The 14,198-nt window shown below is 49.6% G+C and carries 11 protein-coding genes and 1 pseudogene; 4 read left to right on the forward strand and 8 right to left on the reverse strand.

Annotated elements, in window-relative coordinates:
* Positions 1-686 precede the first annotated feature (686 nt).
* Positions 687-1,481 (forward strand): phosphodiester glycosidase family protein, encoded by a 795-nt coding sequence (locus tag VRZ32_RS11090; RefSeq protein WP_414525789.1) that lies wholly within the window; start codon positions 687-689, stop codon positions 1,479-1,481.
* 357 nt (positions 1,482-1,838) lie between these two features.
* Here VRZ32_RS11090 and VRZ32_RS11095 read toward each other — a convergent pair.
* Positions 1,839-2,566: pseudogene (locus tag VRZ32_RS11095) on the reverse strand (IS5 family transposase); the annotation flags it as partial.
* A gap of 149 nt (positions 2,567-2,715) precedes the next feature.
* Between VRZ32_RS11095 and VRZ32_RS11100 the strand changes: the two are divergent.
* A complete protein-coding gene (locus VRZ32_RS11100) occupies positions 2,716-3,387 on the forward strand; it encodes a response regulator transcription factor (RefSeq protein ID WP_414525790.1) in 672 nt (223 codons plus the stop codon).
* Positions 3,388-3,832: 445 nt separating this feature from the next.
* Here VRZ32_RS11100 and VRZ32_RS11105 read toward each other — a convergent pair whose 3' ends face one another.
* The 5 genes from VRZ32_RS11105 to VRZ32_RS11125 form a co-directional block, all read right to left on the reverse strand.
* Positions 3,833-4,417, reverse strand: a complete 585-nt coding sequence (locus VRZ32_RS11105; protein ID WP_414525791.1) for a CarD family transcriptional regulator — start codon at positions 4,415-4,417, stop codon at positions 3,833-3,835.
* Positions 4,418-5,328: 911 nt separating this feature from the next.
* Positions 5,329-5,667: a ferredoxin FdxA gene (gene fdxA / locus VRZ32_RS11110; RefSeq protein WP_414525792.1), complete on the reverse strand. Its 339-nt coding sequence runs from the start codon at positions 5,665-5,667 to the stop codon at positions 5,329-5,331.
* A 288-nt stretch (positions 5,668-5,955) separates the two neighbouring features.
* Positions 5,956-6,249, reverse strand: coding sequence for an RNA-binding S4 domain-containing protein (locus tag VRZ32_RS11115; protein WP_414525793.1), 294 nt, complete (start codon positions 6,247-6,249; stop codon positions 5,956-5,958).
* Positions 6,250-6,355: 106 nt separating this feature from the next.
* Positions 6,356-9,565: a helicase-related protein gene (locus VRZ32_RS11120; protein ID WP_414525794.1), complete on the reverse strand. Its 3,210-nt coding sequence runs from the start codon at positions 9,563-9,565 to the stop codon at positions 6,356-6,358.
* A 377-nt stretch (positions 9,566-9,942) separates the two neighbouring features.
* Positions 9,943-10,803, reverse strand: a complete 861-nt coding sequence (locus VRZ32_RS11125) for a DUF3108 domain-containing protein (RefSeq protein WP_414525795.1) — start codon at positions 10,801-10,803, stop codon at positions 9,943-9,945.
* 438 nt (positions 10,804-11,241) lie between these two features.
* On the opposite strand from VRZ32_RS11125, the gene rpmB reads away from it, so the two are divergent.
* Together rpmB and VRZ32_RS11135 are read left to right on the forward strand one after the other, a co-directional pair.
* Positions 11,242-11,538 (forward strand): 50S ribosomal protein L28, encoded by a 297-nt coding sequence (gene rpmB, locus VRZ32_RS11130; RefSeq protein ID WP_414525796.1) that lies wholly within the window; start codon positions 11,242-11,244, stop codon positions 11,536-11,538.
* 7 nt (positions 11,539-11,545) lie between these two features.
* Positions 11,546-12,157: a queuosine precursor transporter gene (locus tag VRZ32_RS11135; protein WP_414525797.1), complete on the forward strand. Its 612-nt coding sequence runs from the start codon at positions 11,546-11,548 to the stop codon at positions 12,155-12,157.
* A 341-nt stretch (positions 12,158-12,498) separates the two neighbouring features.
* Here VRZ32_RS11135 and VRZ32_RS11140 read toward each other — a convergent pair whose 3' ends face one another.
* Entirely contained in the window at positions 12,499-12,891 is a 393-nt protein-coding gene (locus tag VRZ32_RS11140; RefSeq protein WP_414525798.1) for a VOC family protein, read from the reverse strand.
* A 276-nt stretch (positions 12,892-13,167) separates the two neighbouring features.
* Positions 13,168-14,139 carry a tyrosine-type recombinase/integrase gene (locus tag VRZ32_RS11145; RefSeq protein ID WP_414525799.1) on the reverse strand — a complete coding sequence of 324 codons (972 nt, stop codon included), beginning with the start codon at positions 14,137-14,139 and terminating at the stop codon, positions 13,168-13,170.
* Between the last annotated feature and the right edge of the window lie 59 nt (positions 14,140-14,198).

Consider the following 14,198-nt stretch of genomic DNA (forward strand, 5'->3'; position numbering starts at 1 on the left):
ACTGCGGCTGTTGCGCCATCGCTCAAGTTAAGAGACATCCAAATCCCGCCTAAAATTAGGTCAACTAAAACGCATACCGTCTGGGTTATTACGCTGCGCACTAAAATGGGTGTCAGCGCAGAAGGTTGCGGGAAGATAATAAATGCCTCAATTGCCCCATCTTCCCGGTTGCGATTCTTTATCAGGCCTGTGCTTCCAACAGGCCTGATAAAGAATCGCGTTCAGCAAGGTCATTCCAATGAAAGGGTGCCATTTAGCTCAGAAATCAGAGTTGCTGTCTGGGTTCCGAACATGGGATGATTCCTGCCTCAGTTGCGTATCTTATGTCTACATATAGTAGCACGCCCCGCATGGCTATCCAACAATTTGTGTCTTAACAGATCTTTAACGAGGCTGTGGAAAATTGTAGCCAGATCGAATGCGCTCATGGGCGCTGCTGGTTTTTCCCTGAGGGGGTGTGCAATATTATCAAATAATTACGGATAGAGCGGTGTTGCTAAATGTCCGTTTGTCATCTTTTTCCGATTAAATCTGTCGAAAAACTTACATGCAGGCTAGGACATTGCGTGCCATTTTGATACCACATGCTCGGCGGTCGAGTCTTTCAGCGTCATGGTATTAAGAGGTGGCCTGTGAATAACGGGGGAGGCATGGGGAAGTGGTGCATTTTGTGTTGCATCTCTTTTATGAGCGCTGCGCTCTATGTTATTGCCCATGCAACACCGGCATGGTCTACGGAGACTTTGGGGCGAGCAACAAATAAAACGATTGCTGCGCAATGGAACCTTTGTCGGCAGATAATGCTTGAGCAAGTGGAGCATGTGGTTTGTGAGATTAACCCCAGGCTCTATCGTATCGATTTGCATTGGAAGGATGTTGCTGGAAGTCCTTTGGGGACATTAGGTGCTGTAGAGCGGGAGTTAGAAGCGGCCGGGCGTCAACCGTTAGTCACGATGAACGCTGGCATGTATGAAGCCGATTTATCGCCTGTTGGTTTGTTTATAGCTGGCGGAAAAACTCTACATCCGGCCAATATGCGTGATGGAAAGGGCAATTTTTATCTGAAGCCTAATGGTGTGTTTTATATGAAAGGCCACAAGGCTGGGGTTATGGAGACCCGGACGTTTTTAAAATCTCGATATAAACCTGACATTGCCACCCAGTCAGGTCCGATGTTGGTGATTAAGGGGCGTATTCACCCACGTTTTGAACGGGAGGGGATGTCGCGCAAAATACGTAACGGTGTTGGCGTGCGGCGAGATGGGACTATTGTGCTGGCAATTTCGCGTCAGGGAATCAGTTTTGGGGGATTTGCCCGTTTATTTCGTGACACTTTGAAGTGTCCCGATGCGTTATATCTAGATGGATCCATATCGCGCATCTCTGTTAATGGAGAAGCGAAGAATGCAGGAACAGTGCAGTCATTGCTGGTGTCAGAAAAACGGATTGGAACAGCACTAAGTGTGTCGAAATTGAGATAATTTTATGAGTATTGTTTATTTATAACGAGAGAAATAGCGCGTAAGTAGGGGAATTATTATAAGCCCCTCTGGAATCAAATAAATTAAGTGCGCATTAACCATGACTGATAATCACAAAGATGATTATCAGGATGCGGATACTTGTCTTATTTTTGCCATATACTCATATGGGCACGGTTGCGTTCGCAGCTATATATTTTTGATATTATATAAGATGCACTATATTTAAAAAAATAATTAAATACCCTGTAGTATTATTTGCAATAATATTCTTTGATGTTCTGCTAATAAGTGTCATATGCTTTGGTTAATGTTGCGCTATTGCATAGTAGCGCTGTTTTAGTCTAGGCTGAGGATTCAAATTAAGTAATACGAGAATAAGATAGCGATTGTTACGGCGTTGAGGAACGATTGAGCTGATTTGTCATATCGTGTAGCGATGCGGCGCCAGTTTTTGAGTTTGGCAAAGCATGCCTCCACCCTCCATCTTTTTTTATAAAGCTCTGTATCAATTGTATTTTTGACTTTTGCATTTTTTCGGTCTGGCACACAATATGTGATGTTTGCGGCTTCAACGCAGGCGCGGATGTCTTTGGAAACATAGCCTGTATCCGCCAGTATCTGGCGTAAATTTGGATGATTGCAGGCGTTGATCAGCAGCGGGGCGAGGCAAACATCGTGAATGTTGCCACCCGTGATCAACCATGCGACGGGTTTGCCGCGCCCGTTACAGGCCAGGTGGATTTTACTCGTCCAACCGCCGCAAGATCGACCTGTGGCAGGACATCCTTTTTTTGGGCGCCAAGAGCCGAACGCTGTACCCGTATCGTGGTCGAATCTATCATAAGTGTCTCATCTTGCGCGTCTTTTTCGGATAAAGCCTGAAAAATACGCGTCCAGACGCCCTGAGCGTTCCAGCGTTGATAGCGCGTGTAAAGTGTTTTGTGTGGTCCGTAAATCGCCGGAGCCTGCCGCCACATCACACCCGACTGAAGAACATAAACAATCCCCGATACGACCCGCCGATCATTTACACGCCGCCGTCCCCGCTTCACCTTCGGCAACAAATCCTGCAATTTGGACCAGGCAATGTCATTGATATAAAAAGGATATCCACCCATCAGAAACCTCAAAATTAAAGCGATGATGGGAGTGAATCAAAACACTTATAAATATTCGTTAATTTGAAGGCTTAACCTATGCTATTCTCGTTCTAGTGAGTTGGGTGGCGGTAATGTATGTTGTTGTTGACCAGCGAGAGATCGTAACAGATGGCTATGTCGCAGGTTTTGACCGCGAGGGATTGCCATCTCTAGGCTTTAACGCTGGCGATTTCCGAGAGTGGCTCACAACCACTTCGGAGCCAGATCTTGGATGTGTTCAGGGCTTCCTGTTAGGCGATTTTGAAGATCGGGTCTCATGTGCGGATATGATCCGAACGCATTGTAAGGCGCCGATTATTGCTTTAAACGAAACACGATCCTTGGAGCAAACGCTGCAGCTCTTTATGAGTGGTATTGACGATGTGGTTCGCAAGCCGGTCCATGTGCGTGAAATACTTGCTAGAGTAGATGCGATCTGGCGTCGTATTAATGCGCATGTTGCGGCAGAAACGAACCGTCAAGGTATTCATGTTTACTTTGACGGCCGTGATCCTGAGATAAATGGCGAAAAGTTTATTCTTCCTCGCCGTGAGCGCCATATTCTGGAATATTTGGTGCGCAACCGTGGCCGTCGTGTCAGCAAATCACAAATCTTCAATGCGATTTATGGCATCTTCAACGAAAATGTTGAAGAGAATGTGGTTGAGGGGCATATGAGCAAGCTGCGTAAGAAATTACGGATGCGGCTTGGACATGATCCAATCGAAGCTAAACGGTATCTGGGATACACCTACATCGGTTGAATGACCTTTGTCTCTTGTGAGTTTCTGGTGTATATAAAGTAAGGCCTTGGCGTGTATAATTGTACGCTGAGGCCTTTTGCTATTTATGAGAACATGAGATGTATCTCAAGTGCAGCCGACGCTAAACTTAATAAGGAAATGCTCAGGTTTCTCAATGCTCTGATTATCGTGCCAAGTTTATATCTCTATCTAACCGAATTTGAAATGCATGCATGTCATCTGATCCAGTGAGATATTGGCAAAATATATCATTTACGTAAAAATCTAGCCGTTTCTTCTGATTCTAATCATCAGAGCAAAAGCTGCAGCATAGTTGATCACGAAAAAACCCGCAGCGAATAAGAATGCGCCACGGGCTGAATAATTATAACCAACATCACGCTTTCTGATTAAAAATCTTAATTAGAAAACGCGATAAGGTATTGTGAAGACTGTTGAAAAACGCTTATGCTGCTTCGTCTTCAAGCTCTTCCGAAGCCTCTTCCTCATTCGCAGCCTTTTTGGCCGGACGGCGAGGGGACTGTGCAAGAGCTGTTTCTACGATACGCATAGCTTCAGTATCGGTGCCACCATTAACGGCTGCGATTTCACGCACGATCCGATCAATCGCAGCTTCGTAGAGTTGCCGCTCGCTATATGATTGTTCTGGCTGGGTCTCCGAACGGTGCAAATCGCGAACAACTTCAGCAATCGAGATGAGATCGCCAGAATTGATCTTGGCTTCGTATTCCTGAGCGCGGCGTGACCACATAGTGCGCTTAACGCGAGCACGGCCAGTAAGTGTTTCAAGGGCCTTGTCAACTAGCGTGTCTTCAGCAATTTTGCGCATGCCAACGCTTGCTGCCTTGGCGGTGGGGACGCGAAGCGTCATTTTGTCTTTTTCAAAGGAAATTACAAATAGTTCAAGCGTGCAGCCAGCAACAACCTGCTCTTCGATGGCGACAATCTCGCCAACGCCATGTGCAGGATAAACAATCGATTCACCGGTTTTAAAGCCCAGACGATGAGAAGTCTTCTTGGCGTTGTTCATAGTTGTGATTGCCTCCTGATCGCTCCACGAGGGGATGCGATATGCATATAGCCCGAGCTAAACCCGAACGAAAGGAACCTCGCAGTAGCCGCATAATACGGTTACATGCACTTACAGACATGATCAGCCAAATGCAGTGCCAACATTTAAGTGAAATTCACTCTGGTGATGACAACTAAAAACCGTCGCGTCCTTTATAAACGTACATTGAAGCTGAAATTGCACACTTGAGACAGTGACAAGTTTCGGCGCACGATAGACCATTAGAACGCAGACTAACACAAAAACCAGCAAAAATCAAAATTGTTAACTTTTGCCATGGATTAATTTGATATCAAAAAGTTGCTGCAGCCTGCTATTAAAATAAATAGCGAAGAAGCTAAACAACTAGCGACTTTTATCGCACCTGAGCGTGGCAAAAGTGAGGCATCTGCTTATTACTGCGGTGTGCGACACCAGATATGATAAGTCTGCATAGTAATTTAAAAGAAAATACTATCCGCACTAAAACGCTTGTGAAATTTATTGCAGCTTACTCAACAATACTTGTCGCGGAATTTATTTTAAAAATATTGTATTTCGTTGGTGTTTATAAATGCATGAAATATGATTGCAGTAATCTTATTTTATAGAAGAATGTGTAGGTGACGATATAACGTATAGCATGCAACGTTGAATTTAACCATCCAAGGTCATGATTTCCGTCTATAGTGCATGAATACAATTGCTGTATTCGTCGAAACTTATTAATCGTTGGTTATAGAGTATATTCCATTTGGCCAGCTCACGAATGTCCGGGGCAATGCTGTCTGTAAGAGCGCCGTGATTAGTTTTTGATTCGGCATAACAAAACATACGTTTAGATGGTTAGCATGAACGTAATGGCGTGCTGATGCTAATCCAGTGGCAGTTTAGTCGCCTTCACCAGGCTCCGGAGAGAAGTGGTCTTCAAGTTTGTTTTGCACGCCATCGAATTCAGCTGCTTCGGGCAGGGCGTCGCGTTTTTGTGTTATATTAGGCCAGACTTTTGCATAATCTGCGTTCAACTTAAGCCATTTTTCAAGGCCCGGCTCTGTATCTGCGCTGATGGCCTCTGCAGGGCATTCAGGTTCGCAGACACCGCAATCAATGCACTCGTCTGGGTGAATGACAAGCATATTTTCACCCTCGTAGAAGCAGTCTACAGGGCAAACTTCAACGCAATCAGTATACTTGCACCGAATGCAATTGTCGGTGACGACGTAGGGCATTCACCCCTCCTGCTGTCGGGCATCTACGTCAATTAAGACCCCGACGCCTCGAGTAGACCTAGAGCAATATACGATTATTTGCAGTCGTATATTGTTCTTATTAATGGGTGCGCTAGCTTACGAACCCTAACATCAAACCGCGCCATGCAAACCTTGCTCAACGTCAATCTTGCTTGTAGCGCGCCATATTTGGAGTTTTTCCAATATGAGGCCTTGCTCTAGCGGCAATTGTCGCCAGGTGCAAGCGCTGTGTTATTATCTGTGCTGTCACGTTTTTGCATGACCTTGTCATTCGCGGACTAACGATGTGCTTACAATTTGGTATAATTGTTGCGCTTCAGGGGCGCTGCCGCGATGCTGAGCAAATCCTTGCACTTTGATAACCATTGTTGCATGTGCCAGCGCTAATGTCAGTATGTCTCCCGCATGAACCGGTTTAGCAGGATCCATGATCCGTTGGCCATGAAAGCGAACATGCCCTTCACGCACTAATTTGGCTGCAAGTGTTCGTGTCCGCGCCATGCGCGCGTGCCAGAGCCACTTATCAAGGCGTTGGCGCGTTAGAAACTCCGATTCTGGCACAGCCTGCTTCCCGAGTACAAAAGAGCAGCTCCCAATCAATTATGATCAGAAACTGCTCTCAGGTATTTGCGGTTGAGCGAGCTCTGACCGAGAAGTGCTTTAGTTGTTATTTTTTATCGTTCCCACCTTCAAGGGCTTGCTTAAGCGCTGCGAGCTTGGCGAAAGGCGAATCAGGATCGGGCGCGCGATCTATACGTGATGTCCCCTTACGTTCCTGCCAAGGCTTACCATGCGCACCATGGCCTTTGCCCGCGCCAGGGTGAGTGTTACGGCCGCGGTTGCGGTTGAAGGAGCGATCGTCATTTCCGCCTTCCCGTGAGCCACCCTCTTGCCCACGTGAACGAGGTGCGCCGCCAAAGCGCTCAAGACGCTGGTGGCGCTCCTGACGGCCATGGCCATCACGCGCAGATGCATCACCTGTCTTTTGATCCGTACCCTCACCAGCACCCTGATGATTGCGCTGCTGTCCGCGTGAATTGTCCCCGCGGCCACGGCGATCGTGCTGACGTGGTGTGTGCTGGTGTCGATGTGGACGCCAGATTTCAATCTCTTCCACCGCGGTCTGTGAAGGCGCTTTCTGCTCATCTGCAACTTCTGTGGCATCTTGAGCTGGAGCGGCTTCTGCAGGTGCTGCCTCAGTCGTTACTTCGCTGTCATCTGCGGCCAACTCTGTTGTTTCAACAGAGAGCGTTTCTGGGGAAACAGCATCAGCCATGACGACAGCTTCAGTTTGCGGTGCGAGGTCACCAGCAACTGCAATGGCGTCCACATTGTCAGCACTTGCTGGTGCTGCGATCAGGCGAGGGGCTGCTACCAGCTCAACCGTGATTGCAGGACCCGTGCGTTTTTCAGCGTTGTAGCCTAGTGATTTCAGGATCGAGGCAAAATCCTCACCCGCACAGCCCGCGAGAGACGTCATCGCAACCGTGACCACGAACCCGTCGCCATCCGCCGTACCTGCTGGTGGTTCACCAGGGGTGACGCCAGGCTTATAGGCAATTGCAGGGCGGATCAGATCAGCAAGGCGTTCCAGAATATCAACCCGTAGCACCCGTTCACCGCATACGCGAAAACCGGCGGCACGGTAAAGGCCTTTGGCGACATCCGGCAGCAACTTGAACGAGGTGCGGCCAGAAGATGCAAGATGCGCTATATCATCAAGGCCTGGCTGGTCTGGGCCGCCATTCTTAAGTGCCCACAATTGCGCAGCAAGTGCACGCGGTGCGGGTTTCAGAAGCTGGGGAATATACAGGTGGAAGGCACCAAAACGTACGCCATGGCGGCGCAACGCCGAGCGGCTGTCCTGGTCAAGTGTTTTCACATCCTGTGCCACGCGTGAGCGTTCGAGCACCCCTAATGATTCCACGATCTGGAATGCGATGCCGCGAGCAAGGCCGGTAATTTCTTCGGCGCTCTCAAGCAAATCAAGGGAGCCTAGCAGCTTGGTCACATGCGCTTTGAGCCATGTGGAAAGGCGTGTTTCTACCTTTTCGCGGGCCCCAGCGGCCAGAGAATCATCTGCCAGCAGGCGGAAGCCGGGGCTAAGCAGCTTTTCGCCTTCAATCAGCTTGCCAACACTATCGCCATTCCAGCGGATGATGCCGTCATTGGCGAGCACGAACGTATCGTCGGCACTGTTCGAGAATCGATCAGCGCGCGCTTCGATCTCACTTGCGAGTGCTTTTTGGGCGGCGGCACGCAGTGCGCGTACTTCCTGGCCTCCCACTTGCCCTTCCGCTTCCGCATCCGGCGCAAACTGGAATCCCTGCAAGTGGCCAATGTGTTGGCCTTCAACCAGGACATCGCCTGCGGTGGTAACTTCAGCTTCGAGCATCGTATTCTCTCTCAGGCGTCGCATCAGGACGCTGGTGCGGCGATCCACAAAACGGCTAGCTAGCCGCTCATGTAACGCGTCAGATAGTCTGTCCTCTACCTTACGGGTGACGCTCTGCCAATGGCCTGGATCGCGTAACCAGTCAGGTCTGTTAGCTACAAAGGTCCATGTGCGCACCTGCGCAATGCGCCCTGATAGCGTATCGATATCACCGTCAGTCCGATCCACATGGCGAATTTGCCTAGCAAACCAATCATCCGCGATGGTGCCAGAGCGCATCAACGATTGATAGATGGTGCCGACAAGATCAGCATGGGCTGCTGCAGCAACCTTCCGATAATCGGGAACCTGACAGACCTCCCACAGTCTTTCAACTGCGCTTTTGCTCTGGGCAAGATCGCGGATCATAGAATCTCGCGCCAGAACATCAAGTGCTGCCAAATCCTCGGCAATCGGAGCGCGCGTCAGCCCCGGTTCTGAAGGGGTTGCAGCAAGACTTGTCTGTAGATGGGAAATCGTTCGAAAATCAAGCTCTGGATTGCGCCATTGCAGAATCCGCACTGGCTCAAACCTGTGATCTTCCACCGCTTCCACGATTTCTGGATCAAAAGCCTTGGCCCGACCGGTTGTCCCGAACGTGCCATCCTGCAGATGTCGGCCTGCACGCCCTGCAATCTGGCCGATTTCTGCGGAGTTGAGAGGGCGAAAACCATAGCCATCAAACTTGCGATTCGCGGCAAAAGCGACGTGATCAACATCGAGATTGAGGCCCATACCAATAGCATCAGTCGCGACGATATAATCCACATCACCTGACTGATAGAGCTCTACCTGTGCATTACGCGTGCGTGGGGATAACGCGCCAAGCACCACCGCTGCTCCGCCATGTTGGCGGCGAATCAGTTCGGCAATGGCGTAAACTTCTTCTGCGGAGAACGCCACAATGGCGGAGCGGCGTGGTAGCCGGGTAATTTTTTTCTCGCCGGCAAATGAGAGTGTGGACAATCGCGGTCGTGAAATAATATTCGCGCCGGGAAGCAGCTGTTCAACGAGCGGCCGCATGGTGGATGCACCGATAATGAGCGTTTCTGCGCTTCCGCGCATATTCAGCAGTCTGTCAGTGAACACATGGCCGCGATCAAAATGACTTGCGAGCTGGATTTCGTCGATAGCGCAGAATGCGACATTAACATCGCGCGGCATCGCTTCAATGGTGGCGATCCAGTAGCGGGCATTCGGAGGTTTAATCTTTTCCTCACCCGTGATGAGGGCGACAGCATCAACGCCTGCTCGCTCGACAACGCGATTATAAATCTCACGCGCCAGCAAACGCAGCGGCAGACCAATCATGCCGCTTTCGTAGCCCAGCAATCTCTCGATAGCGAGATGTGTCTTGCCGGTGTTCGTTGGACCAAGAACGGCAGTCACGCCACGTGCGCGGATACGCAAGGGTAACGAACGGGGCAGGGGATTTATGGCCATAAAATCTTTATATTCTCGCGAACCTGGCATCGGACATGCGCGGGAAGATAGTGCGTGTTTACATAAAGCGTCATCCGGACTGCGCTTTGATGTTTTTACTGATACGTCATCCCGGCATCAGGAGAAAGAGGTTGAGGGTAAATTACCATTCTAAACAGGCTTCAGCCTAGTCTGAAGGAAATATTGGGTGCGCAGGCGATTCGATCAACCAAGCATAGCAATAATTTATGAGTTACCCTTGTCATTGATGTCCTGAGCAGATTCGATTACGGGTGAAATCACAGCTGTTCCGGGCCACCATAATTTATGCCGAGGCTGGCATTCATTCTTAACGAGGCATCTATGACGGCGATTAGCCAGGTGCAATTTGAATATGATTAGTTGCTGGCTCGGATGGTCGGTATCGATGAAGGAGCGCTACGGCCTCCCGGAAAGCGGGATGCTTCAATTATCACAAGGCCAACGGGTGAGCGCACTGAAATACGGTAAGGAATAAACAGGCGTCCGTCGGGGGAGGGCGCGAGCCATACCTCTATGTCCTTGTTATTCTCCATGAACGCCGTTTCTGGCCGGTTGGCTACGTGTCCTGCTATGGGGCGGTAGCGACCTGCACAAATTGCGACCGTACCAGAAAAAGCGCGGCCGTTGATTTTCTGGGCGCGCGTGAAAGACAGCGGCACATCAAACCGGGCAGAACCATCGAAAAGTGGCAGTGTACGGTTGCATGCTGCTGGATCGCCCGCTACGGCCTTGCCGGCCACCGGCATAAGCAGGGCGCTAACCGGGTCGATAATATTGCGTGTGTCTTCGTCGCGCAAAGCGATACGCTGTTTACGTTCGGGAATAGGCGGTGTGATCTTGAGTGCTTGCACACCACCATTCGCAAGCGCCATGCGCACGCTAACAGATTTATCACCAGATGCTGTCGTCACCGCGAATTTGGTCGGATATACGGCTGCATCGGAGAGTATGCCAGATGCGCTTGCTGCACCTTTGCCGCCCGTCATGACGCCTGCAAGGCCGGTCAAACGTGTCCAGACATCGATTTTATAGTCATCACCATTCACGATGGCTTTCAGTTGCGCAACGCCAATCTGCATGCCCATGAGCGTGATATCATAGCGACCTTCGAGGCCACCAAAATCGTTTTGCGCTTCAGCACTGTGCGCGATGGCGCCAAAGGCAGCCATTGTTGCAAAACTCGCAGCTGCAATGATCGCAAAGGGTCGCCGTTTCATAACGCTGATTACTCCGTACCCGACGATTCTTATGGAATGTGCATGCTCAATCGCCTGCCATCCCTGGTTTAGAGAATCATCTCACTCAGTCACGCTCCCAGAATCACCCTACTATGGATAATGATTTGTAAACGCTCGCCATAAAAATGCGCCCAAATACCAGGATAACGTAATTCGTGGTGCCATACATGTCTTAATATAGGTTATTGGTAGACGCTGCCGTGCTCTTAAGTGCTTGTAGCCTCTCAAAACCATGAGAGATTGCGCCATGTCGATGACAAAGCGCGGGTTGCGCCTTGACGTTAGGTTGCATTTTACATTATACAGCCGCATCTTTCATGGGACATGAGGTGTCCAGAGTCCCGGCGGAAACGTCGGGCTTTCGCTGTTATAGTAATAGCAGGGTGCCTCGTTAGCGAAAAACAAGGATAGAGCGTCATGGCACGCCGCTGCGAACTGACGGGCAAGGCCGTCCTGACTGGCCACCTCGTGAGCCACTCGAACCACAAGACCAAGCGTCGGTTCCTCCCTAACCTCGTCAAGGTGACGTTGCAGTCGGAGGCTCTGGAGCGTTCTGTGCGTCTGCGCATCAGTGCACATGCTCTTCGCTCGGTTGAGCACCGCGGTGGTCTGGATGCATTCCTGATCAAGGCTGGTGAAGATACGCTGTCGCAGGGTGCACGCCTCCTGAAGCGCGAAATCACCAAGAAGCACGTGGAAGCTGTTGCTGGCTGAGCCAACAATGGGTCGGTTGCGGATGGATTTTAAGCGGCTATGGTGGCCTGTAGCCGCCATGGCTGCTATTGTTGTTTTATCTAACATTGCCGTCCAATATCCATTCACACCTTGGGGCTTGCAGGATTACCTCACCTGGGGTGCGTTTACTTATCCTGTTGCATTTCTTGTCACTGATCTGACAAATCGTCGTTTCGGCGTTAGTGCTGCTCGGCGACTTGTTGGGGTTGGCTTTGTGCTGGCGGTAGTTGTGTCAGCCATAGTCTCTGAACCGCGCATTGCTGCGGCCTCTGGGATTGCCTTTCTGTTTGGGCAATTACTGGATGTGTCGGTATTTAATCGGTTGCGTCAGCTATCCTGGTGGTGTGCGCCTTTAGCGTCTGGCCTTATCGGTTCTGCTATTGATACAGCCTTGTTTTTCTCGCTCGCTTTTGCCGGTGCTGTGACGGATGTTGCTGCATATAGCTTTATGGGGCTAAGCGTAACGGCACCTGTGTGGATGGCGTGGGCAGTGAGTGACTTTTTGGTTAAGGTGGCAATGGCACTATTGATGCTCGTACCATACGGCGCGCTGTTGCGCGCGGTGGTGCCGGTGGACGCAGCCCGCAATGCAGGCTAGGTGCTGAGATTTTGCTATTTATCTCTATAGATTATTAAAAACCCCGGCATAGATTTTATGTCCGGGGTTTTTGTTGTTGTTTTAATCTATAGTTTTAACTGGGGCGGAGGCCAGCTCTGATTAAGCGCTGCACGCTTTGGCCAATAGATGCCGCAGATTTAACGTAGACTCGCCATTCCTTGGTGCAGGAAGCCAGTTTGCTTCTTTATCTGTGCCGGGTGATCTGCGTTGAAGACAAGAGCCGGCTTCATTGCGGGCTATTTGCACGTCTTGATTCTAAGCCTCGCAATCAAGCGATTTACCGGGCCATAGCCCAATCCGAAGTATCATTAAGCTTGATGTCATGCGGATACAGCAGTGCAGAGTTCGACGAGAATGCCATCCGGGCAACGCACATATGAGACAATCTGTCCCCAAGGCTTCTCTGTAGGAAGAGAAAGCTCCTCCGCACCTGCAGTGATTGCTTGCAAGTGAGCCGCGCTAACATCCGCTGTTATAAACGCCACCTCCATGCCTAGAGGCGCTTTTGACGTATGTGCTGATACATGGCCAGTTGAAAAATTTGATTCTGCTAGTTCATCAGCTGCAAAAGCTAGAGTTGTTTCTCCCGTTTCCAGCTCTCCATATGTTCCTGATTCATGGAGAAACCGTACTGGAAAACCGAATGCCTGCGTGAAAAATGCTAAAGATGCAGCCACATCAGGAACATATGCAATCGTGTAACCGAATTTCACTACGAGGCCCTCCAGTTTTGGTTCTGGATAGATAGCAAGTGTGAAGCTGCATGTATGTAAGCAGGTGCAGCGACTTCGTGCCTATCTTAAGACGATCACAGACCATCAATATAGCGAAGGGCATCATCTGTTTTAGGTTTGATATAGTCGGGGGATAAAAAAGGGGTGGTGTGCTGGGTGGGAGTGCAGAAAGTTTTATGCATCAATTAGTTAAGTGATGGTTGGACATAAATTTCACTTACTGTTTTTCTTTGTGATTTTATAACAGTGTCCAACCTATTTGCGATCCTTGTCTGCCTTTGTCAGCAGTGGAATTGCACTTTTAGCCAAAACCTTTTGCTGGGCTGCTCGCACGTAACGGTCTACCTCCTTAGAGGTTTTATGTCCCGTTACGGCCATAATCTGTCGATCCGATGCGCCGCTCTCCGCCAAACGTGTAGACATGGCTTTTCTTAATCCGTGGGCAGAGCATTGCGAAAGGCCAGCTTCATCGCACCATTTACGAAAACGGTTGCCAAATCCATTGGACGTAAATGGTTGCCCATAATCTGTAACCAGAAATGTTAAATCACCAACAGGACTTGCCTCAATGATATTTGAAAGATCAGGGTGGACTGGAATTTCGAGTGTAACAGGGTTTTTGTTGCGGTTCTTGTGTTGTGTAAACTTCAGCCATCCATCTCGAATATGTTGTCGGCCAAATTGTACAATATCCGAACGACGCTGCCCCGTATAAAGCAGGAGAGCAAGTGCCAGGCGTGCTTTGGTGCCTATTGGGTGATGTTCTTCAAATTGCTCAACTTCGCTGATTTCCCAGGAATGAAATCCATTGCCGCTAATACGAAGCTTGGGCACGTCTCTTACTGGATTTATTTTGACGAGGTCAGGCTCTGCTTGAAGGCCATAAGAGAAAACCTGACGAATGGCTTTCAAACGGTTATTAGCTGCAGCAGGGTAGTCAGCTTTACGATCTCTCAATACCCTGATCGCCTTTGTTGTCATGCGCTGAAGGGGAAAATCCGCAAATAGTGTTTTTGATTCGGGCTCAATTGGTTCATCCCAAGTCAGCTCTAGTATTCTGCGGCGTGTTTTACGCGTTTGAGGGGCCAGCTGCCGATACTCTCCAGAGCTGAAATACAGCATGCACAGCCAGCGATAGGTGCCAAATTTAGGAGCTATTGGGCCAGTGATATCATTTGCTTTACGATCAGCTATCGCACCATCCAGAGCGAGACGATACTGTTCCATGAATGGTTCGCTCCACGGTATACCCGTGAGCAAAATTTTCCTTTGGCCTTTTCGGCGGA

The sequence above is a fragment of the Pseudochelatococcus sp. G4_1912 genome (assembly GCF_047501465.1).
GTDB lineage: Bacteria > Pseudomonadota > Alphaproteobacteria > Rhizobiales > Beijerinckiaceae > Pseudochelatococcus.

Coding starts and splice junctions, on each gene's coding strand:
- VRZ32_RS11090 (WP_414525789.1), top strand. CDS start 687: ATGAGCGCTGCGCTCTATGTTATTGCCCATGCAACACCGGCATGGTCT.
- fdxA (WP_414525792.1), bottom strand. CDS start 5,667: ATGCCCTACGTCGTCACCGACAATTGCATTCGGTGCAAGTATACTGAT.
- VRZ32_RS11145 (WP_414525799.1), bottom strand. CDS start 14,139: ATGGAACAGTATCGTCTCGCTCTGGATGGTGCGATAGCTGATCGTAAA.
- VRZ32_RS11100 (WP_414525790.1), top strand. CDS start 2,716: ATGTATGTTGTTGTTGACCAGCGAGAGATCGTAACAGATGGCTATGTC.
- VRZ32_RS11105 (WP_414525791.1), bottom strand. CDS start 4,417: ATGAACAACGCCAAGAAGACTTCTCATCGTCTGGGCTTTAAAACCGGT.
- VRZ32_RS11125 (WP_414525795.1), bottom strand. CDS start 10,803: ATGAAACGGCGACCCTTTGCGATCATTGCAGCTGCGAGTTTTGCAACA.
- VRZ32_RS11135 (WP_414525797.1), top strand. CDS start 11,546: ATGGGTCGGTTGCGGATGGATTTTAAGCGGCTATGGTGGCCTGTAGCC.
- VRZ32_RS11120 (WP_414525794.1), bottom strand. CDS start 9,565: ATGGCCATAAATCCCCTGCCCCGTTCGTTACCCTTGCGTATCCGCGCA.
- rpmB (WP_414525796.1), top strand. CDS start 11,242: ATGGCACGCCGCTGCGAACTGACGGGCAAGGCCGTCCTGACTGGCCAC.